Annotated in this window: 17 protein-coding genes; 10 read left to right on the top strand and 7 right to left on the bottom strand. The window is 55.7% G+C overall.

What is annotated here, in order from left to right; all coding sequences use genetic code 11:
• Positions 1 to 32 precede the first annotated feature (32 nt).
• Both ACZ5EH_RS13230 and ACZ5EH_RS13225 read right to left on the bottom strand, forming a co-directional pair.
• On the bottom strand, positions 33 to 773 hold the full coding sequence (locus ACZ5EH_RS13230; protein ID WP_464274352.1) for an IclR family transcriptional regulator: 741 nt from the start codon (positions 771 to 773) through the stop codon (positions 33 to 35).
• 73 nt (positions 774 to 846) lie between these two features.
• A complete protein-coding gene (locus ACZ5EH_RS13225; protein WP_464274351.1) occupies positions 847 to 1089 on the bottom strand; it encodes a hypothetical protein in 243 nt (80 codons plus the stop codon).
• 67 nt (positions 1090 to 1156) lie between these two features.
• On the opposite strand from ACZ5EH_RS13225, the gene ileS reads away from it, so the two are divergent.
• The 10 genes from ileS (at position 1157) to ACZ5EH_RS13175 (ending at position 11991) form a co-directional block, all read left to right on the top strand.
• The gene (ileS, locus tag ACZ5EH_RS13220) at positions 1157 to 3964 is read left to right on the top strand and encodes an isoleucine--tRNA ligase (protein ID WP_464274350.1); all 2808 of its coding nucleotides are present in this window, start codon (positions 1157 to 1159) and stop codon (positions 3962 to 3964) included.
• A gap of 9 nt (positions 3965 to 3973) precedes the next feature.
• A complete protein-coding gene (gene lspA / locus ACZ5EH_RS13215) occupies positions 3974 to 4459 on the top strand; it encodes a signal peptidase II (protein WP_464274349.1) in 486 nt (161 codons plus the stop codon).
• 32 nt (positions 4460 to 4491) lie between these two features.
• Entirely contained in the window at positions 4492 to 4746 is a 255-nt protein-coding gene (locus ACZ5EH_RS13210) for a PLD nuclease N-terminal domain-containing protein (RefSeq protein ID WP_464274348.1), read from the top strand.
• Between the two features lie 289 nt (positions 4747 to 5035).
• Positions 5036 to 5788, top strand: coding sequence for a tol-pal system protein YbgF (ybgF, locus tag ACZ5EH_RS13205; RefSeq protein WP_464274347.1), 753 nt, complete (start codon positions 5036 to 5038; stop codon positions 5786 to 5788).
• Positions 5789 to 5854: 66 nt separating this feature from the next.
• Positions 5855 to 6292, top strand: a complete 438-nt coding sequence (locus ACZ5EH_RS13200; protein ID WP_464274346.1) for an NIL domain-containing protein — start codon at positions 5855 to 5857, stop codon at positions 6290 to 6292.
• 51 nt (positions 6293 to 6343) lie between these two features.
• Positions 6344 to 6877: a PilZ domain-containing protein gene (locus ACZ5EH_RS13195; protein ID WP_464274345.1), complete on the top strand. Its 534-nt coding sequence runs from the start codon at positions 6344 to 6346 to the stop codon at positions 6875 to 6877.
• Positions 6878 to 6912: 35 nt separating this feature from the next.
• Positions 6913 to 7686, top strand: coding sequence for a protein phosphatase CheZ (locus ACZ5EH_RS13190; protein WP_464274344.1), 774 nt, complete (start codon positions 6913 to 6915; stop codon positions 7684 to 7686).
• Between the two features lie 147 nt (positions 7687 to 7833).
• Positions 7834 to 8853 carry a YbgA family protein gene (locus ACZ5EH_RS13185; RefSeq protein WP_464274343.1) on the top strand — a complete coding sequence of 340 codons (1020 nt, stop codon included), beginning with the start codon at positions 7834 to 7836 and terminating at the stop codon, positions 8851 to 8853.
• Positions 8846 to 10423 carry an SDR family oxidoreductase gene (locus ACZ5EH_RS13180; RefSeq protein WP_464274342.1) on the top strand — a complete coding sequence of 526 codons (1578 nt, stop codon included), beginning with the start codon at positions 8846 to 8848 and terminating at the stop codon, positions 10421 to 10423. Before ACZ5EH_RS13185 ends, ACZ5EH_RS13180 begins: the two co-directional genes overlap by 8 nt.
• Before the next feature lie 38 nt (positions 10424 to 10461).
• Positions 10462 to 11991 (top strand): serine hydrolase, encoded by a 1530-nt coding sequence (locus tag ACZ5EH_RS13175; RefSeq protein ID WP_464274341.1) that lies wholly within the window; start codon positions 10462 to 10464, stop codon positions 11989 to 11991.
• Between the two features lie 32 nt (positions 11992 to 12023).
• On the opposite strand, the gene ACZ5EH_RS13170 is transcribed toward ACZ5EH_RS13175, so the two are convergent.
• The 5 genes from ACZ5EH_RS13170 to ACZ5EH_RS13150 all read right to left on the bottom strand — a co-directional run bounded on the left by ACZ5EH_RS13170 (position 12024) and on the right by ACZ5EH_RS13150 (position 20515).
• Complete coding sequence (locus tag ACZ5EH_RS13170) at positions 12024 to 13466, bottom strand: transglutaminase-like domain-containing protein (protein WP_464274340.1); 1443 nt, start codon at positions 13464 to 13466, stop codon at positions 12024 to 12026.
• Between the two features lie 92 nt (positions 13467 to 13558).
• Positions 13559 to 14779, bottom strand: a complete 1221-nt coding sequence (locus ACZ5EH_RS13165) for a type II secretion system F family protein (protein ID WP_464274339.1) — start codon at positions 14777 to 14779, stop codon at positions 13559 to 13561.
• 315 nt (positions 14780 to 15094) lie between these two features.
• A complete protein-coding gene (locus tag ACZ5EH_RS13160) occupies positions 15095 to 17011 on the bottom strand; it encodes an AAA family ATPase (protein WP_464274338.1) in 1917 nt (638 codons plus the stop codon).
• A 139-nt stretch (positions 17012 to 17150) separates the two neighbouring features.
• Positions 17151 to 19661, bottom strand: a complete 2511-nt coding sequence (locus ACZ5EH_RS13155; RefSeq protein WP_464274337.1) for a penicillin-binding protein 1A — start codon at positions 19659 to 19661, stop codon at positions 17151 to 17153.
• Positions 19658 to 20515 carry a hypothetical protein gene (locus ACZ5EH_RS13150; RefSeq protein WP_464274336.1) on the bottom strand — a complete coding sequence of 286 codons (858 nt, stop codon included), beginning with the start codon at positions 20513 to 20515 and terminating at the stop codon, positions 19658 to 19660. The genes ACZ5EH_RS13155 and ACZ5EH_RS13150 overlap by 4 nt, the downstream gene beginning before the upstream one ends.
• Between the last annotated feature and the right edge of the window lie 167 nt (positions 20516 to 20682).

Raw genomic sequence — 20682 nt, 5'->3', positions numbered from 1 at the left:
TAATGTGCAGTGCTATGCGTACCAACAGCAATTCACTGCAATTGCATTTCTTCCTCAATCTGCGCTTTTGCCTCACGCAGGTAGGCCTTAATATCTTCTACCAGGCTGCCCTCACCGACCCTGGCCATAAGCACGCCAACGCCCAACACGAGCGCCACCCGCCCATCGTCCTTCAGGGGAACAGCCAGTCTGCAGATTCCCGGATAGAACACCCCGGGGTCGAACTGCATTTCATCCCGCCACGCGTCGCGTATAATCTCGGCCACGGTCTCAGGATCAAGGTTGGGGCTGTGCGCCGCACAGGCATCGCGTAGAAATTCCTGCTCCAGCAGCTTTTCCCTGGGGTAAAAGAAAATGGAACCGATGACCGGCAACTGCAAAGGCAACCCTTTTCCTGCTGGAAACAGCGATGGCGACTGGTGCGACATGATGCTTTCCATGCAGAACATATATTCTTCGAAACAGCTAAAAAGATTCACAGAAGCCAAAAATGTCTCGTGAATGTAGCGCATGTGCCTGCGCACCCCTTTCATGGGGCCACGCTGGGCCACAGCGTTCTTCCCCCAGAAATAGGTTTTCATCCCCAAGACATAGCGCCCATCTCCATTTTTATGCAGCACTTCCGCCTGTCCCAACTCCTTGAGAATCTTGCTCACGGTAGAGGGACTAGGGTTGCCAAGCAGCGTCTGCACTTCTGAAAAGCGAAGCCCCTTTGGGCTCTTACTAATCTCGTCCAGCACACGTAGTGATCTTGTCAGCAGTGAATCAGCCATATTACTATATATATGTGTAGCAAGGTTTCTATTTTTGTAGTACTATCCGGTTTTGGCAAAGTTGTCAAATCAGCTACCCAATGGCGTCCAGGAAAGCACCTGCATGCACATCCGGCACAGTTTCAAAAAAGCCAGATTCTGGGACATTACGAGCAAAACAGGCCGGAATTGCTGCCCGCCTGTCCACCAGCCACATGGCGACAACTGACAGTTTGCATCGCGTTTTTCGCCTGCCCCTGTCGCAAAGCATTGCAGCTTCAGGCAACTTTTCCGTTGCAGCGTGCTCTCTCTTGACTTCCGGCTGCTCTTGAACCATTGTCAATTCTTTTGTTGCTTCCTGTATCTTTTGCCATCAGCACTTTTTTCGGAGGTCCAGTCGTATCATGAGCGACTACAAGAAGACGCTGCATCTGCCCAAAACAAGTTTCCCCATGAAGGCCAACCTGACCCAGAACGAGCCAAAGACCCTCGAATTCTGGAACAAGGCCGACGCATACAATGCCATGACCGGCGTAAACAACGACAAGGGTGTCTTCGTGCTGCACGATGGCCCTCCCTACGCCAACGGTCACATTCACCTGGGCACGGCCCTGAACAAGGTGCTCAAGGATATTATCGTCAAGTCCAAGAACCTCATCGGTTACAAGGCCGAATATGTTCCGGGCTGGGACTGTCATGGTCTGCCCATTGAGCACAAGGTCGAGACCGAGTTGAAGCAGAAGAAAAAGGAAGTGCCCCCGAACGTGGTGCGCAAGATATGCCGGGAGTACGCCACCAAGTGGCTGGGAACGCAGCGCGAGGAATTCAAGCGCCTGGGCGTTTTCGGCGTGTGGGACGATCCCTACATGACCATGAAGCCCGCCTACGAGGCCGCCACGGCCCGCGAACTGACCAACTTCATGGCCAACGGCTCGGTGATGCGCAGCAAGAAGCCTATTTACTGGTGTCTCTCCTGCCAGACCGCCCTTGCCGAGGCCGAGGTGGAATACCACGACCATGTGTCCCCTTCCATTTTCGTGCGCTTCCCCATGCCGGACCAGACGCTGGCCGAGCGCATCCCCCAGGCCGACCCGTCCCGCGCCGCCATCATCATCTGGACCACCACGCCCTGGACAATCCCGGACAACATGGCTGTGGCCGTGCACCCCGAGTTTGTTTACGCGCTGGTAGAACACGACGGACAGCAATACATCCTGGCCAAGGAGCTTCTGGAATCCTGCGCCGAAAAATTCGGCTGGGGCGACGGCTACACGGAACTCGCCACTGTGGATGGAAGCGCCCTGGAAGGTTTGAAGGCCCGCCACCCCTTTTATGATCGCGAATCTCCGGTTGTGCTGGCCGACTATGTAACGCTGGACACAGGCACCGGATGCGTACACACGGCCCCTGGCCATGGACGCGAAGACTATGAAACCGGTCTGCGCAACGGGCTTGAGATTCTCTCCCCCCTGGACGATCAGGGGCGCTTCATGGATGTCGTCGAGCACTTTGCCGGCATGACGGTTTTCGAGGCCAACCCCAAGGTCATCGAGGTCATTGAAGCCAATGGCAACCTCATGGCCCAGGGCAAGCTGAAGCACTCCTACCCCCATTGCTGGCGCTGCAAGGAGCCGGTCATTTTCCGCGCCACAACGCAGTGGTTCATTTCCATGGAAAAGAACGACCTGCGCAAGAAGGCACTTTCCGCCATTGAGAACGACGTGCGCTGGATTCCCGCATGGGGCCGCGAACGCATCTACAACATGATCGAAAACCGTCCGGACTGGTGCATCTCGCGGCAACGTCTGTGGGGAGTTCCCATCATCGCGCTGCTCTGCGAAGGGTGCGGTGAAGCGTGGCACGAACCCGACTGGACCTACTCCATCGTGGAGAAATTCGCCCAATACCCCACTGGTTGCGACTACTGGTTCGATACGGCCATCGAGGACATCGTCCCCGAGGGGCTGGAGTGCCCCCACTGTAAAAGCACATCGTGGCGCAAGGAAACCGACATTCTCGACGTGTGGTTTGACTCGGGCACCAGCTTTGCCGCCGTTGTCGAACAGCGCAAGGAATGCCGCTACCCCGCGGACATGTACCTTGAAGGTTCCGACCAGCACAGAGGGTGGTTCCACAGTTCCCTGCTCGCATCCCTGGGAACAAGGGGGCAGGCGCCCTACAAGTCCGTGCTGACCCACGGCTACGTTGTGGATGGCGAAGGCAAGAAAATGTCCAAGTCGGTGGGCAATGTCGTGGCTCCCAAGGAGATCATTGACAAGTACGGCGCTGAGATCCTGCGCATGTGGGTTGCCAGTGTCGACTACACCGAGGATATCCGCATCTCCGACGAAATCTTGAGCAGGCTTGTGGATGCCTACCGCCGCATCCGCAACACCTGCCGCTACCTCCTGGGCAACCTGAATGATTTCACCCCTGCCGACGCTGTGGCCGACGAGGAAATCACCGGGTTGGATCTCTATGCCCTGGATAAGGCCATGGTGGCCCACGACCGCATCCTGAAGGCCTATGACGCCTACGAATTCCATAAGGTGTTCCACACCTTGCACCAGCTCTGCGTCACCGACCTTTCCGCCTTTTATTTTGATATCCTCAAGGACAGGCTTTACGTTTCCGGCAAGGACAGCAAGGAGCGCCGCATGGCCCAGACAGTGCTGTGGAAGATTCTGCAGCTTTTGGTGCAGGACATGGCGCCCGTCCTGAGCTTCACTGCCGAGGAAGTCTTCCGCCATCTGCCGGAGGCCTTGCGCCCAGAAGCAGGAACCGTGTTCGGCCTTGCGGCCACACACGGGGGGCGGGTGATGGCGTCTGAAGACCGCCGCGTGTGGGAGCTGGTGGAGCAGGTGCGCTCCGAAGTGACCAAGGCCATCGAGCCCAAGCGCAAAGCCGGCGAAGTCGGGCACCCTCTGGACACCCTGATCACGCTGTACGCCGACGAAGCGACCATGGCCCAGCTGACGGCCTCCGGCGCGGACCTTCGGGAAGTATTCATCGTTTCCCAGGCCAGGCTGGAACCGTTTGACAAGGCTGCCGACGACAGCGTGCAGTGCGAGGAGCTACCCGGCCTGCGCATTTCCGTAACCCGCGCGCCGGGTGACAAATGCGCCCGCTGCTGGACCTTTAGCGAAACCCTGGGGGAATCCCCGGAACATCCGGACATCTGCCCGCGCTGCACCGCAGTGCTGCAGGGATAGGGTAAAAGCGTGCGCAAGGCATACGCCAGACTATTCGGTGCCGCGATCATCGTGGCTATACTGGATCAGCTCAGTAAGTACGTTGTGGTTCAGAACATAAAACTGGGCAGCGGCATCGAAGTCATTCCCGGCTTTTTCAACCTTGTGCACGTTTTGAACCGTGGCGCGGCCTTTGGTGTTTTGAACCGGGGGGACATCTCCTGGCAGCGATGGTTCTTTGTGGGCATCAGTCTGTTGGCATTGGTCGTGATCTTTTTCATGACGCGCCTCAGCCGTCCGGAAGAGCGCATCCAGCACATCGGCCTGGGGCTCATCTTTGGCGGGGCTTTGGGCAACCTTGTTGACCGGCTGCATTTGGGCATGGTCATCGACTTTTTGGATCTGTACCTGGGCGCATACCACTGGCCTGCATTCAATGTGGCGGACAGCGCCATTACCATCGGCGCCATACTACTTATAGCATCCTATTACCTTAAAGGGCGCACGCCCCGATAACAGGGGCGTAATAAGTCCCGGGAGCTTGATCGATGTACGACTGGAGTTCTTTTTTTTCGCAGCCGACCGGCCAGGTTATCCTGGGGGTGCTGTTGCTGGGCCTGCCCATCATCCCGAATCTGTGGGGCATCTATCACGCGTTCTATCGCGTATTCCCCACCGACTCGGAAAAAATGATCTGGGTCTGCCTTTGCATCTTCTTGCCCGTACTGGGCGGGGTCATCTACTTTTTTGTTGGCCGGAAAAGAGGGCGCAAGCCTGACTATTCCACCCCAAATGAAGAATAACCCCCTGTAGTCATAAAACAAGACGACCACAACAACCAAAAAGACACTGTTACGGCCGAACGTGTGGAACCATTGACATCCTGGTGCTGGAAGCATCCAAAACCTTAGCAGGATGTTTGCTCCTTGTTCACCAATTTGATACATCACACCGCACCTGCAACGCGGTAACCGCAGATAAGCGTGACTTTGGGCGGGTATGCCCTTGTCCTTTGCGGTGCCGCCTTCCGGATATGAAAGGCAGACCACCCCTGGCGACTACGCCGCAGGACGCGCAGATTGGAGTGTTTATATGAAATACCGTTTTCTTCTGATTCTGTTGACCCTGGCCCTTGGCGCGTGCGCCACGGCTGGCGACGTGGAACAGCAACAAGCCCGCCTGAGCGAACAACAGCGCAAGATCGACAGCTTTGAGCAAATCAGGCCTGCAGTTGCGCAAAACAACAACGACCTGGAAGCGCTGAAAAAACGCGTTGCGGCTCTGGAAGGCCGCATAAACGAATTGCAACGCAGGTTGGAAGTACCGGCGGTTCGCCAGTTCCCTGATGGTCCCGTGGACCCATTTGCCGAGCGTGAAGCCGCCCAACCCGGCGCTGCAGAACAGCCTGCTGCGCAGGAACCATCGCAGACCCAGGTGCCCCAGCCTGCTGAGCAGGCGCAACAGCCTGCTGATACGGCACAGGGGCTCTATGACACGGCCCTCAATCAGTTCAACGAACGCAAATTCCAGGCCGCTCAGTCCTCCTGGAAACAATTCACCGAGCAGTACAAGGATAATCCCTTGGTGCCCAATGCCCTGTTCTGGCAAGGTGAAAGCTATTACCAGATGCGCGACTACCCCAAGGCAATCCTCGCCTACCAGGAAGTCATCGGCAAGTATCCGAACAGCACCAAATATCCGGCAGCGCTTCTGAAGCAGGGAATTTCCTTCATCATCATCGGCAAGAAGGAAGCCGGACGTCTCGTACTGAACGACGTTATTAAAAAATATCCAGGATCCCCTGAGGCCAAACGCGCCGAGGAATTCCTGAGCAACGCAAACTGACGCGCCTGAGCGCCCTCCCTGCTGTTCGCAGCCTGGGCGCAGGGAGGCGCTTTTTATGGAGACCGCATGAGCGAGCTCATCAAGGCTTATCGCAAAATCATCATTCTTTCTTTCCCCCCCGATGTGGTGGACAAGCCCATGGTCTGCAACCTGACCCGGCTTTTCGACATCACCTACAACATCGTCCAGGCGAGCATTACCCCCCGCAAGGAAGGGTTCATGACCCTGGAATTGATCGGCACTGAAGAAAATTGCAAAAAAGGGCTCAGCTACCTCAAAGAGCACGGCATAAAGCTCTCTGAAGTGGCTCAGCGCATTTCGCGGGATGAAGAATCCTGTATTCAGTGTGGCGTCTGCACGGCAATGTGCCCTGTCAACGCCCTGTACCTGAACAAACCCGACCGTCGCATACTTTTCGACATGGACCGCTGCACCGCCTGCGGCTTGTGCATCCGGGTATGCCCGGTGCGCGCCATGGTCATGGAAGTTGAAAACGGCCATTGATCCGCCCTCTCGAGAGGGCTGCCAAAGCCACTACATCAGGAGTTGCCTACTATGAGTGAGGAAAAACGCCATTACTCCAGGGTGCAAACCAACCTGCATGCCTGGATGCGGCCTTTGCCCTCTCCTCAGGCGCCTCCTATTTTTAATGATTCCAGCAACCTGCTTGCCGGCTCCAGCGAGAATCTGCTCCATGAAAGTCGCCTGCCCGAAAGTCTGATGAACTTTCTGATGGACATGGACCGCAAGCTTCAGGCCATCCTGGGCATGCTTGGCCGCGACCAACTCCTTGCCGACTTTCCGCTGCAGATCATCGTCACTGAGATCAGCGGTGCGGGTATTCGCTTCATCAGCGATACTGCTTTGAAAATTGGCGAGCCCATGGAAGTCGTTGTCGCCCTCAGCCAGATTCCTCTGCGGCTTGCCGGCGCCATCGGCAAACCCACCCGTATAGAAGAATCCCCGTCAGACCAGCAGCATGCCTACGCCTTTGAATTCACTCGCATCAGGGAAGCCCAGCTCGACCAAGTTATCGGATTCGTGCTGCAGGAAGAGCGCCGCGCCATCCGCGAGCGCAAATGGGAATAGTCCCGGCACCCTACGAACCTTATAAAGGATCCGAAATGCTTAATCAAAAGCAGATGCTTGAAGAGGTAATGGAAAAGGTCGTTTCCCAGGTTGTGGAGGGAATGAAGGAATCCATCACCCAGACAGTGGAGCGGGAGCTTTCTTCCGGACTCTCTCAAGCTCTGGTGGAGAGCGAATTTTACAGGCGCATCAGTGACGAAATGCGCCAAGGGCTGCAGAACATCTACAAGCAGATCGCACAGGCCACCAAGCCCGCAGGCGGGGGAGACGCCAACCTTACTGAAGATGCCCCCGTTGCAGCAGACAAGCTTTTCAGTGAAGCGTCCGAGCAATTGGACGAGATTCTGACCACCACGGAAAAAGCGACCTTTGAGATCATGGAAGTGGTGGAAAAGCACATGGAATTGCAAAACCGCTCCCAGGAATTGCTGGCGTCCTTGCGCAAGACCCGTAAATCCAACCCCGCCATCCAACAGCTCATCTCCATCAATGAAGATTTGGGCGAAAATCTCATGCGCATTATGACCAGCCTGAGCTTTCAGGATCTCACAGGGCAGCGCATCAAAAAGATCATCCAAGCCCTCAAAACCATTGAAGGCATTGTATTCGAGCTCTATATGTCCACCGGACTGTCCATCAAGGCCAAGGAAACCTCGGCCGATCTGGATGTGGACAAGATTCGTGAAGAATCCCAGAAGCGGGTTTCCAAACTCAAGGACAAACCCGTTGTGGATTCTGAATTGAAGGGCCCCCAAAACAATGTGTCTCAAGACGACATCGACGATCTTCTTTCCCAATTGTCGATGTAGACTCCCCTCTACGGGGCACCAGATTCTGTAGCAGCCCAAGCTGCACCGCACTGCCGCAAAAAAGCCATTTATCATGGCCTTTGTTGCGTATTTGCTGTATGCTCATTTGGTCCATGTATTCTGGAATAATCCTTTACTGGAGCAACCATGAGCGCACCCTGCGATATATTTCTTCCAAAAGACGGCCCTACAGACGATAGCAGCCGGCAAACCATTCGCCTTGGCGTTGCCCGCTGCCTTCTTGGCGAAAACGTACGCTACAACGGCGGGCATAAGCTGGATCCGTATATTGCCTCCACCCTCGGCAGGTTCGTGGAATTCGTCCCGGTCTGTCCGGAAGTTGAATGCGGCATGAGCGTGCCGCGAGAAGCGCTGCGCCTGGTGGGGGACCCTGCAGCGCCCCGCCTGCTGACGCAGAAAACAAAAAAAGACTATACCGAGCAGATGCAGGAATGGGGGCGCAAACGACTTGAACTGCTCGATTCACAAGGGATTTGCGGCTATATATTCAAGAGCAAATCACCCAGCAGCGGCATGGGGCGGGTCAAAGTATACTCAGAAGACGGAAAAAGCATAAAGCCAAGCGGCTCCGGCATCTGGGCCAATATGGTCATGCAACGCTACCCCGGCATGCCATTTGAGGATGACGGCCGCTTGCATGACGCTGCCCTGCGCGAAAACTTCATCGAGCGTGTTTTTGTGTACAAGCGGCTGCGCGAAATGCTGCAAACGTGTGAAGCCACCGGCAAGGCGGTGGGAGAACTGGTGCGTTTCCATACCAGGCACAAGCTGCTGGTCATGGCCCACAGCCCCAAACACTACACCCAAATGGGGCGCCTGGTAGCTCAGGCCAAAGGCATGGATCAAAACGAACTGTTTTGCGAATACGTATCCTTGCTTATGCGCGCCCTGGAGCTGCGCGCAACCGTAAAGAAAAATGTCAACGTACTGCAGCACCTGGCGGGATACTTCAAAAAACAGCTTTCCGCCGATGAAAAGCAGGAACTACATGAACACATCAGCCATTATGCAGACGGTCTCGTGCCTATTGTCGTACCGCTCACACTCATTAATCATTACGTGCGCAAGTACGACGAAACATACCTGGCGGAACAATATTACCTGGCGCCACACCCTGTGGAACTGATGCTACGCAACCATGTCTGAGAGCACTATCATACAAAAAAAGGCACACACCCCCCGCGTGCTGGTGGTGGGCGCCACGGGATACATCGGGGGGCGGCTTGTGCCCATGCTCCTGGAACAGGGGTACTCCGTTCGCGCTGCAGCACGGAGCGCAAAAAAAATCGCCTGCCGCTCCTATGGCAATCACCCCAATCTAGATATCGCTGCTGCAGATGTCCTGGACGAGGCATCCCTGGAACACGCCTGTAAGGACGTGGAAACCGTGTTTTATCTGGTCCACTCCATGAACCCCAAGGCATCAAAAACAGGGGGTTTTGCGGATACTGACCGCATAGCTGCCCAGAATATGCTGCAGGCGGCAGAGGCCTGCGGGGTCAAACGCATCATATATCTGGGGGGGCTGGGGGATGAAACTGATGATCTGAGCCACCATTTGCGCTCGCGCATGGAAGTGGGGCGCATTCTCGGATCCGGCGCCCCCCAACTTACATGGCTGCGCGCCGCCATGATTCTTGGATCCGGCAGCGCTTCCTTTGAAATTTTACGCTATCTTGTGGAGCGATTACCCATAATGCTCACCCCCCGATGGGTTCGCAACAAGTGCCAGCCCATCGCCGTCAGCGACGTGCTGGGCTATCTCACAGGTTGTCTGGAAAATGCTGAAACAGCGGGCCAGACTTTTGATATCGGCGGGCCCGACATCCTCACCTACCAGGAAATATTCAAGATATACGCAGAAGAAGCCAGGCTGCCACAGCGGATCATCATTCCGGTGCCCGTTCTCTCGCCCAGACTCAGCTCCTACTGGATACATCTGGTCACCCCCGTTCCTGCCTCCATAGGGCGCCCTTTGGCTGAAGGACTGCGTAATCCCGTCACCTGCAAAGATGACCGCATAAAAACCATGGTGCCGCGGCAACTTCTCTCCGTACGAGAAGCAATAAGCCGCGCTCTGGACATGACCATCCACCACGAGGTGCGCACCTGCTGGCACGACGCAGGCACCCTGCAACCTCCGGAATGGCTTGCATGTGGCGACGCCTTCTATGCAGGGGGCACAGTGCTGGAAAGCAACTACGCCACAGTGCTGGCCTGCACGCCGGAACGCGTATGGAGCGTGCTGCGCACCATAGGCGGTGACAAAGGGTGGTTTTTTGCCAATTTTCTCTGGGCGATTCGTGGCATCATGGACAGACTTGTCGGCGGTGTAGGGTTACGCAGGGGGCGCCGCCACCCCACGGAATTGCAAATCGGCGACGCCTTGGACTTCTGGCGCGTACTTGATGTGGAAGAAAACCACAGGCTCCTTTTGCTGGCGGAAATGAAGGTTCCAGGAGATGCAGTTCTCCATTTTTCCATTGAGCCACTTCCGGCCACAGATGAAGCGCCCCATCGCGTGGAGCTGCGACAGGTATCACGCTTTCTCCCCCGCGGACTTTTTGGCCTGCTGTACTGGTATGCGCTTGCACCATCCCACGCCATGATTTTCAAGGGTATGCTCAACGCCATAGCCCGGGAAACAGGGTGCCGGGTCATTTCTCCCCCTGCCCCGTTCACCCACGGTGGCGAATACTGTAAGCTATCAGAATAAAATAAGTTCAATCATTTGCGGCAACACTGGGAGGAGTCGTGTCATTGCATATGCGTGCGTTCTTCATCGTCATCCTCTTGCTGCTCCCTTGCCAGGTCATAGCGGCCTGGACCACTTCGCCGGACTTTTCTTCCCTGGATACCTACGTGCCCGACGCCATGCAGAAATGGCGCGTTCCGGGTCTGGCTCTTGGCATTGTTCATAAAGACCGCACAATGTACCTCAAGGGATTTGGCGTGCGCGACATGGACGCACCTGCAACTGCGCCGGAAAATCTTGTGGATGCGCACACAGTATTTGCCGCCGGCTCCACCACAAAAGCCTTCACTGCCCTTGCCGTGGCCATGCTTGCCCATGAAGGGCGCCTGGACCTGAACGCCCCTGTACAGGATGTGCTCCCCGAATTCGGTGTAGCCGAGCCCTGGGTCGCCACACACATCACCCCCATTGATATGTTGTCCCACCGTATCGGCGTGCTCGAACACGATATGCTCTGGCTTTGGAATGAGGGGGTTCCGGACAAGGATGGCATTCTTGAGCGGCTGCGCCATTTTCCCGTGGAAGACAGTTTCCGCTCCAGCTTCAACTACAACAACTACTTTTACCTGGCAGCGGGCAAACTTATCGAACACAGCAGCGGGCAGACATGGAGCGAATATGTCCGCGACCACTTCCTGACGCCCCTGGATATGCAGGACGCCTCCCTCAGTGTGGCGGCGCTTGCAGAAGTGGAGAATCTGGCCAAGCCGCACTACCTGGAATATGACGGGGCGCTGCGCCACATCCCCTTTCGCCACATGGAGAACATTGCCCCAGCCGGGGCGTTGAACGTTTCAGCCGCCGATATGGTCAAGTGGATTCGCTTTCAATTGGGGTGCGTGGACGCACCGCAGGTGGCGCCACAAGAAGTTGTGCTGCAAACGCGCCTGCCGCAGGTGGGCATGCCGGTGCCGGAAGCTCCCCTGCGGCGCTCCTTTCCTGGTGCGCATTTCCTCTCATACGGGATGGGGTGGTTTCTGCACGACTACCACGGGGTACAGCTTGTGGAGCACGGGGGCAATATAGACGGTTTCACCGCCCTGGTTGCGCTTGCGCCGGAGTTGGAGCTTGGAATGGTGGTGCTTTGCAACCTGGACGCCACAAATATCCGTGAAGCACTCATGTATCATGTGCTGGATATGGTGCTTGGAATCGAGCAGCAAGACTGGGATGCGCATTTCCTGAAAAATTGGCGGGAACAGCGGGACATTCTTCAAGAGGAAATCCGCAAACGCACGGCAGACCGCGTCCCGGATACCAAACCTTCATTAGCTCTGGATGCTTATACCGGGCGCTACGAAAACGACATTTTCGGCGAGTTGATTGTGCGCAGGGCTAACGACGGTCTGGAATTCGAAGTTCTTGGCAAATCCGCCCCCCTCACCCACTGGCATTATGATGTTTTCCAGCGCCCTTTTTATACTCTGGATTCTCCAGGCATCGAACTGATGGCCTTCTCCATGGATTCCGATGGCAAGATCGTGGGCCTGCGGGATGATGTCATGGGAGAATTCCTGCTTATCGACTAGCTCCTGGTTGCTTTCCCCACAGGTTGCGCGCATCAGGGCGTGACGGGAGTAAATTCCCATGAAAAACCATCGCCAACAAGATCCAGCGGCGCGCTTTCGCAAGCCGGACAATCCAGCCAGGGATATTGCAGCACAAACAAGGGGCGCTCACCGCTCATATAATCATCCCTGGGCGCAGGCACCGGGTCAATGTCCACGTTGCGCTGGATAACCAGGCGGTATGGATCCAGATTCCCAAAATAATACTCCTTGAACTGCGTGCGTTGCTCCTCCGTTACCGCAGCTGTCCAATCCACCGCATCCGCCACAGTGGGGTCCACCGGCACCCAGCCGTAGCCTTCCAGATAAAATTCCGCCCAAAAATGCGTGCCCGCGAACTTGGGAAACAATTGATACCCTCCACTTGCACGGGCGGGAATGCCTAAGGAACGGCACATGGCGGCAAAGTACATGCTCTGGGCGCCGCAATCTCCATGCCGGCGCTCATGCACCCAGACAGACTCCGGAATGCCCAGCAGGTTCACCGTGGCATGGGGCACCAGACTATAGCGAATGTTTTCAAGAATATAGTTATAAATATTGCGCGCAGCCAGATAGGGATTGGTCTCCCCTTTGGCGGCTTCACGCGCAGTGGCGGCTATCTCCGGCGTCACGGTGATATTGTCTGTGGAGCGTATCCATTCCTGATAGGCAGCGCGCTCTTTGTCATAAGGCAGCACATCATCCGCCTTGACCACAAAACGCTGGCGATAACTTCTGAACAGCACCCTGGCTTTGATCTTCAGATCATCCTTGCGGCCATCCAGGGGTATTTCAAAATGCGCATAGCCGATGTCCGCATCTTTTCTGGGGCGGGCCTTCAAGTATTTTTCCGGCGTAATGGAAATGATGCGCACGTCCTGTTGGCTGGCCGTCTCGATGGGCAGTGGCAACCACACGCCTACGCCGCCCTTGGCTGGCAACTTGTCGCGAGGGATGTCCAGAGTAAGGTCCAGCATATAATCCATGGGCGCCACGTAAGGCTGCCAGTCTTTTGCCTGGTAGCCGGCCTTGGCGGAACGGAATACGAATTGTTCAACCTGGTCATAAAAAGGGCTGCCAATATCCTTTTTTGCCAGGATCTTCTGTAAAAATTCCGGGTTACGATACCCAAAATTGTGCGTTACGCCTTCAAACCAACGCTTCTCTCCCTTGATGGAAACACATGCCGCGGTACCGTCCGTCAACCACTCCCTGACTTCCTTTTCCGTGGCATCAGGGTACTCCTTTTGGAGTACCTCCACTGCCTGCGCTTCATTCAGCGGGAATTCTTCTTCAATCAATTCCTGCTGCCAAGGGCGCATTCTGGAAGCTTCGTCGCTCCCCCATCCACTGTAAAAAGGGGAAACATCCAGGCAGGGAAGCCCCTGGGCCAGTACTGAAGAAAAAATGCAAAGCACCGTTGCCAGACAAAAAAAGAGAATATGTTTGCGCATGGTTGACTCCTGACGACTCTCTGAATGCGACAAACGCGCTTGAATCGCGCGTATTGTTGGCGCTGTGAGAAAACTGTTTTGGCCTATTGGACCTAGTTGGCGAACAGCAGGTCGTACCCCGGCAAAAGCAGGCCCATTATTATCATGGCGAAAAGCACACCAAGAAATAGCAGCATCACGGGCTCCAGACTCTTATGCAGCACATCCCCCAGTCCGGAAAGCCGCTCTCCATACACACGGGCGATCTGTCCGGTTTGCGCATCCGCCCTCCTTGCCTGATCCCCGACATCAAGCAACCGCACGGCAAAGCAATGCAAGACATCACCCTGCTCCAATGCATCTGCAAGAGAACTCCCGTTGCGCACATTCTCCTTCACCTGGAGAAGGCGCTTTTGATAAACGGAATTATCCAGGGTGGCGCCTATGATGTCCAGCGTCCGCAAGACTCCGGTATCCGTGGCCAGAAGCGTAGCCAGACATTCGCTGACCTGCGCCTTCAGCGACGTGTTCATGGCCACCCTGACCACTGGAAGGCTGAGTAGCAAAGGATCGGTAATCTTCCGTGCGGGGGGCACATATCTGCGCAAGAAACAGAATAATGCGGCGGCAATGATCGCAGCCGCCAATATGACAGGGAGCCATATCCGGAGAAAACCGGAAATGACAAACAGCCCCCGCGTAATCAGAGGAAGTGAGACATGTACGTCATTGAACAGCCCGTCAAGATGCGGCATGACCACAACAAACCAGAAACACGTGGCAGCCAGCACAGAAAACACCAACATGGCAGGGGAAATCAATGCACGTCTTGTGAAGCGGTCCAGTGCATCCATGTTTTGCAAATGCTCGGATGCCTGCCGCAAAGCACCCGCAAGCCGGTCCTTTTCTTCACCTGTACGGCACAAGGACACGACCACGGGCGAAAAGACCTCCGGATGCCGCGACATGGCCAGACTCAAGGTCTGCCCGCCCTCAATATCCGAACGCAGACAACGCACCACCTGAAGAAGCAGCGAGTGCGTCACATGCGGCATCAATGTATCCAGCGCACACAGCGTAACGCACCCCCCTTGCTGCACTGTAGCAAGGTTCGCCAATAAGGATGCTACGTCGCTACGTTTAATGGGATTGAGCTTTGCCCGTAATCCGGCAAAGGCGGATGTGACCCGGCTCAGGGAGTGAATGGAGAGCACTACGCCGCCCTGGCGTTCAAGATACCTTACTGCGGGGGCGACTTCATCAAAAGGCAACACGGCCTGCCCCGTTGTTATGCGGCCGCTGTCCTCAAGAAGCTTGTAGTAAAATAGTGCCATGGCCGACATACCTTCTTTGCGTCTGGGCAACATGAGCCGGAAAGTCCCTGCAACAGACCGGTCGGAGCGCCATCTCACAATTAATGCGAGTTGGAGTGTTAATTGCAACAGCAGGCAACTATTTCAGGTAGTTACATTTCAAAAGGCACAGTCTACACTATTCCTGTATATTCTTTAGACTAATTCTAGCCAATCTGCAACCCATGGGAAAATAAAAATTACTTTTCTCGGGCCTTTTTTTGGGGAGATATACGTGGGATGGGACCGTTGCCGTCCCAGAATGAGGTCACTCAGAGAGGAGAGTAGTGAACGATGTTACTGAACGCCGAAACGGACGCTTCCATCCGCCAGGGATTGTGGAGAGTCGTCTGGGGTAATCGCTTCCTGCGACGCGGTGTTTTCCTGCGGCGTCCTTACGGATATGGGAGCACGCCTGTTTGTGGTAAACAACAAGAATACAGTGGCGGGGTCAGGCGTTCCCGTCACTGGCAATCCGTGGTCATCCTGGAATTCTTCTACGGCCTTCCATGTCCCGGGGCCAACCTTGCCGTCGATGCCCAGGCGATAGTAGCCCAGAAGATCGAGGCGTTCCTGCAGACGGATAACACTTTTGGAACGGTACTCCATGGCATAATCATCCAAAAAAACAGGTGAACGCCAGAGCACTACCCATACCGGGCCAAATTCACTGAATTGCTGCCAGTGAAAGCGTGTTGCCTTGAAATCACCCCCGGACGCCACTTCCGGGACTTCTTGCAACTCCACAAGCGTCAGCCCCTTCTTTTTGGAAGCCCCCGCCTCTTTGAGCTTTCGACGGAAATAATCCGGGTCGTTTGCTTCCACAGCCTGATAAAAATCATGCTGCAAGGCGTCTTCAATTCCCCAGGGTTCTAAAAATGCTGCGGTGGCGTGGGCCAGTTCACTTTTCGGGGGTACACGCTGCAGAGCCCCCCGAGAGGGCCCCGCCGCTTCTGCGTCAGGATTGCCTACAGTGTCCGCCGTGGCCACTTCTGCGGGGCTATCTCCCTCCGGAGTGGCGGTAGCCACAGCAGATTCTTGTGCTTCAGCCTCACGTGCACTTTCGGCAGAAGCATCCGGTTCAGATTGAACAGCCCCTTCCTCTTTTTCCTGTGCAGACGCAGAACTCAGCTGCTCAGCGCTTTGCGCCGCCGCATCTGGCTCTGAGTTTTCCGTGGCGGAAGGGTTTGCAGCCTGCTGCTTGCCTGGATCATCGTGCACGGGTTCAGAGGTTTCGGACCCGGTTTCCATGGTGACCGAGGATTGCTGCCCGCTCTCGCGCCATGGCTGCCAGAAAAGCAATAACACCCCAATGGCCAGGCCCAACGCCAACACGCCCCCTGTATAGGAAATGGAGCGCCGTATGCGCATGAACCGCAAGGTCCTGGCAACAGAACTGTCCCATGCCGCCACTTCCTTCACGGCATCCAGCACAGTGCCGCGAGTGATACGGCTTTCTCCACGGGCGAGCATGGCGTAGAGGGTCTTTTCCATGAGCATGTTGGTCATCAGGGGATTCCCCTGCGAGGCAAGCCACAACAGTCCCAAAGAAGCGCCTTCAAGCTTGAGGTCCGAGCCGACTGTCGAAAGCTTGTATCTCACGTAGTCGCCGGTTTCCTCCTGATTCAGAGGGGGCAGTTCATGAAAAAGGTTGATGCGGTTGCGTAACTGGAGCAATTCAGGCTGGCTCAGGCGGTGGTGCAACTCGGGCTGTCCCACAAGAAGAATCTGCACGAGTTTTTCGCCCCCCAATTCCAGGTTGGAGAGCATGCGCAAAATTTCCAGGGCCTGGAAGTCCAACTTCTGCGCCTCGTCGATGATGATGGCGCAATTTTTACCCTGACTGTTGGCATCCAGAAAAAAGGCGTGCAACGTATCCAACAGTTCTGCCAGATGGGGGGCTTCCGGCACCTTGAGCCCGAACCCCTTGACTATGGAGGTGAGCAGCTCACGCTTGTCCAGGACATTATTAAAAATCAAGGAGGCATGGGTCTTCTGCTGCTCCAGTATGGGGAGCAATTGCAGCAGTAAGGAGGTCTTGCCGAGTCCGACCTCTCCCACCAGCACCATGAACCCCTTGTGCGCAGAGATGCCCTGTAGCAGCTCGTCCGTAATGCGCTTGGAAGCCGCGGTCTGGTAGTAGAAATCCTTGCACGCGCCAGGGGAGAAAGGGGTGCCTTGCATCCCCAGCGTGGCGTATATCTCAGAAGCCATATCCTCTCCTGCCCGATGCACTCGACTGGTTCGAGGCTAACGCATTCTGGCCTTGGCCCAAAAAACAATACTGAAGCAGTATCTCACCGCTTCAGTCACGTGCACGAAGTGCTCGTATCTATTTCAAATTCAAGATGCGCTAAAACAGCTGCTTGAGCAATGATTCTTCCTGCTCGGTCGCCGGCCCCCCGCCCTGCTCGGGAGTTTGCGAATTCCCGTAGTAGTTGCCGTCCAGAGCATAATTATGCATGTCCGTCCCAAATTCAAACTGCTCGGTGATAATGGGGCCATCCAAGGAACTGGCAATGAACGGCAGGTAATAGGACTTGCCTTCGCCGCCTTCTGCATCGGCATAATACCCGTCAGAATAGACGTTTTGAAAGATGATTCCGTCAGGTGCTTGAAAGTCCTGCTCATGATAGTCCGGCTCCACCTGTTCACGGTACTCTATCCACACCGGCAAGGCAGCGCGGGAGCCTGTTTCCAGCCGCCCCATGGGGGTAACCTGGTCGAAGCCCACGTACACGCCTGTCAGCAGGTACGGAGAAAAGCCAATGAACCAGGCGTCCTGTTCATCGTTGGTGGTGCCGGTCTTGCCAGCCAGAGGTCTTCCGAGCCTCGCCGCTCTGCCCGCAGTACCGCGACGCACAACTTCCTTGAGCATGCTGGCCATGACATAGGCGTTCTGCGGGCTTATGGCCTCGTGAGAAACGGTTTCAGAGGTGTAAAGATCACGCCCCTGGTTGTTTTTCACAGAGAGCACCATTCTGGGCTCTACATAGGAGCCATCCCGCGCAAACGCCGTGTAGGCCTGGCAAAGATTGATGGGCGTGATCGCCACAGACCCGAGGCTGATGGGGAGAAAAGGCTGAAAATCCCCCTGCAGCCCCATTGCTTTGGCGCGGGCGATGACGCGTTGAATCCCCATCATGTCCGCCACACGGATGGTCACCAGATTGCGGGATTTCGCCAGGGCCGTCACCAACAGCGTGGGGCCATAATATTCGCCGGAGTAGTTCTTGGGCTGCCACAGCTCCATGGTGTAGGGGTCCAGGTAGACAAAGGGCTCGTCCATGACCACTGAAGCCGGGGTAAAACCGGCGTCCAAAGCAGCGGAGTAGACTATAGGTTTGAAGGCTGAGCCAGGCTGGCGCACAGCCTGGGTGGCGCGGTTGAACTGGCTGGTGCTGAAATCATAGCCGCCCACAAGGGCCACCACGTCGCCATTGTGGGGCTCTATCGAAACAAGAGCGCCCTGCACATTTGGACGCTGTTCCAGCCCCAGTTCAAGAGGCTTGTCCCCAGACACCTCTCCGGCAAGGGAAACCCAGACAACATCCCCGGGCTCCAGCACCTTGCGTGCATCGGTAACCCTGCCGGCGCCTTCCGGCGAAATGCGGGGATTCGGCTTGCGGCACCAGGACATCTTCTTGACCCCGATGTGCCCATCGCGATCGCCTATGCGTACGTCTGCGCCAGATTTATCCACCTTCATGACCAGCGCCTTGCCCCAGACATCACTGTCTTCGCTGAAGAAATCCTCAGGGAGGGGGTTGCGCTCCAAAAAGGCTTCAAATTCTCCGGCCTGGAGTTTTTCCAATGGCCCTTGCCAGCCACGACGTTTGGTGGAGGCTTCAAGCCCGTGCTTCAGGGATTTTTCTGCAAGGCGCTGATGCCGCAGGTCCACGGCGGTATAAACGCTGAGCCCTGCTTCATACACGATATCTTCCCCGGTCCGCCCCCATGTGAGGTCCGGGTCGTTCTTAACCTTTTCCGGAAGCGTATCGACAAGCCAGCGCCGCACCTCTTCCAAATAATAGGCGCCGAGCTGCCAGGAGGGGTCGGGCATGCTCTTGTAGACCAGTTCCTCGTTAATGGCCTGGTCGTAGGCAGCCTGGTCTATCCACCCCATATCCAACATGCGCCCCAAAACGTAGCGCTGCCTGACTTTGGCTGCTTCTGGCCAGCGAAAGGGGTTGTAGCGTGTGGGCGCCTTGGGCAGGCCCGCGAGAATCGCGGATTCCGCCAGGGTCAATTCACTTGCGTGTTTGGCAAAGTATGTTCTGGCTGCGGCTTCCACGCCGTAGGCATTGGAACCGAAAAAAATCTCGTTCAGGTAGATCGTCAGGATGTCGTCCTTGCTCATCTGCTTTTCCAGCCGATAAGCCAGGATGGCCTCTTTTATTTTACGGGCGTAGCTCTTTTCCGAGGTCAGCAGCAGCCGCTTGACCACCTGCTGGGTAATGGTGCTCGCGCCCTGCACAATGTCTCCGGCGGTCAGGTTTTTACCCAAAGCACGGAAGATAGCCGCAAGGTCCACCCCCTCGTGCTCGTAAAAAGAGCTGTCTTCCGCAGCGAGAAAGGCATTGATCAGGTTCTTGGGCAACTCATCCAGGGAAACGAGGAAACGTTTCTCGTGATAAAGATAGCCCAGTACCTCGTTATTCCTGGAATAGACCGTCGTCACCAGCGAGGGGCGGTATTCCCATATTTTGTCGAATTCCGAACTTTCCCCGCCAGAACGTTTGTGCAGCCACAGGGAGCTGGCGCCCTGCACGGGGGCAGGCGCCAACATCATGAGACAGGCGAGCAGACAGAACAGGGGAGCCGCGGCGTGCAGCATTTTTGTGTGCAAAATTGCCCGGCTCATCCCGTTGCCTCCACCTTGATATTAAACAATTTGACTATTTCGCTGATCTTCTTGGAGATCATTATTTGTTCCATGGCCGTGCGGTCTCCCAGGGTCACATCCACCGTGAGCCCAACAGGCGCCTCTATGAATGAAATCACCTCTGTCATGGTCTCCACGGCCTCGGTCTGCTGCCGTTCACGCGCACGCTCGATGTCTTCCTGCAATCCGGCCACCAGAAAGTCGATGATTTCTTTTTCATCCACTGCGGTCACCTGCACCATCTTGCGCAAAAAGGACTGGTCCACATAATTGAAGTGCATTTCTTCTATGACCAGGTCTTCAAGCTCGAGCTTTTTGACCTTGACCAGATCCACATGGCTCAACCCCAGTGCCAGCTGTATCTTGGCCAGACCGGGGATATCCACGTCGCACTCGCGCAGCAGAACGTTGCCGGTTTCCGGCGCCCAGGAATAATCGAGCAGCACGTCGCCTTCCAGAGTATCGTACCCCATATCACGGATGGCCTGGTACTCGCGTCCGAAATTTTCCTTGTTCACGTCCACGTGCAGATTTTTCAGCTCCACTCTGGCATGGTGCGGCGGCTTGTTTTTCACGTCCATGTCATGGACCACAACCTCGCCAATGGTCATTTTCTGCCCGGTGGGAAGCTTCACATCCACATCATGAACCACAAGGTTCAGGCCAAACACCTCGACATCAACATCCTTATAGGCGATATCCGCCTTGTCCTTGATGCGTGCAGCAGCCTGGTGCAGTTTGCCTTCAACCATGTGTGTGGCAAACATTTTGACCCCGAATACGATACCCACCATAAGCAGCAGGCCCGTGCCCAGGAGCATGAGTTTTTTCATTTTTTACATCCTGCAGGCGCTCCGCCATTGAGAACGGAGCTTTGATTTTCGATACCGCAAGCGCGTATTTTGCCCATGAGGCACTCACTCTGTCAATCGTGTGCTCTGGGAAATTGCCCTACTGTCACTCAGAGTTCCACTTCTTTTTTGACTTTGTCACGCTATCA

It is taken from the genome of Desulfovibrio biadhensis (assembly GCF_055388615.1).
This window is presented reverse-complemented; position numbering and strand designations above follow the sequence as displayed.

Coding starts and splice junctions, on each gene's coding strand:
- ACZ5EH_RS13230 (WP_464274352.1), bottom strand. CDS start 773: ATGGCTGATTCACTGCTGACAAGATCACTACGTGTGCTGGACGAGATT.
- ACZ5EH_RS13225 (WP_464274351.1), bottom strand. CDS start 1,089: ATGGTTCAAGAGCAGCCGGAAGTCAAGAGAGAGCACGCTGCAACGGAA.
- ileS (WP_464274350.1), top strand. CDS start 1,157: ATGAGCGACTACAAGAAGACGCTGCATCTGCCCAAAACAAGTTTCCCC.
- ACZ5EH_RS13210 (WP_464274348.1), top strand. CDS start 4,492: ATGTACGACTGGAGTTCTTTTTTTTCGCAGCCGACCGGCCAGGTTATC.
- ybgF (WP_464274347.1), top strand. CDS start 5,036: ATGAAATACCGTTTTCTTCTGATTCTGTTGACCCTGGCCCTTGGCGCG.
- ACZ5EH_RS13200 (WP_464274346.1), top strand. CDS start 5,855: ATGAGCGAGCTCATCAAGGCTTATCGCAAAATCATCATTCTTTCTTTC.
- ACZ5EH_RS13195 (WP_464274345.1), top strand. CDS start 6,344: ATGAGTGAGGAAAAACGCCATTACTCCAGGGTGCAAACCAACCTGCAT.
- ACZ5EH_RS13190 (WP_464274344.1), top strand. CDS start 6,913: ATGCTTAATCAAAAGCAGATGCTTGAAGAGGTAATGGAAAAGGTCGTT.
- ACZ5EH_RS13185 (WP_464274343.1), top strand. CDS start 7,834: ATGAGCGCACCCTGCGATATATTTCTTCCAAAAGACGGCCCTACAGAC.
- ACZ5EH_RS13180 (WP_464274342.1), top strand. CDS start 8,846: ATGTCTGAGAGCACTATCATACAAAAAAAGGCACACACCCCCCGCGTG.
- ACZ5EH_RS13170 (WP_464274340.1), bottom strand. CDS start 13,466: ATGCGCAAACATATTCTCTTTTTTTGTCTGGCAACGGTGCTTTGCATT.
- ACZ5EH_RS13165 (WP_464274339.1), bottom strand. CDS start 14,779: ATGGCACTATTTTACTACAAGCTTCTTGAGGACAGCGGCCGCATAACA.
- ACZ5EH_RS13160 (WP_464274338.1), bottom strand. CDS start 17,011: ATGGCTTCTGAGATATACGCCACGCTGGGGATGCAAGGCACCCCTTTC.
- ACZ5EH_RS13155 (WP_464274337.1), bottom strand. CDS start 19,661: ATGAGCCGGGCAATTTTGCACACAAAAATGCTGCACGCCGCGGCTCCC.
- ACZ5EH_RS13150 (WP_464274336.1), bottom strand. CDS start 20,515: ATGAAAAAACTCATGCTCCTGGGCACGGGCCTGCTGCTTATGGTGGGT.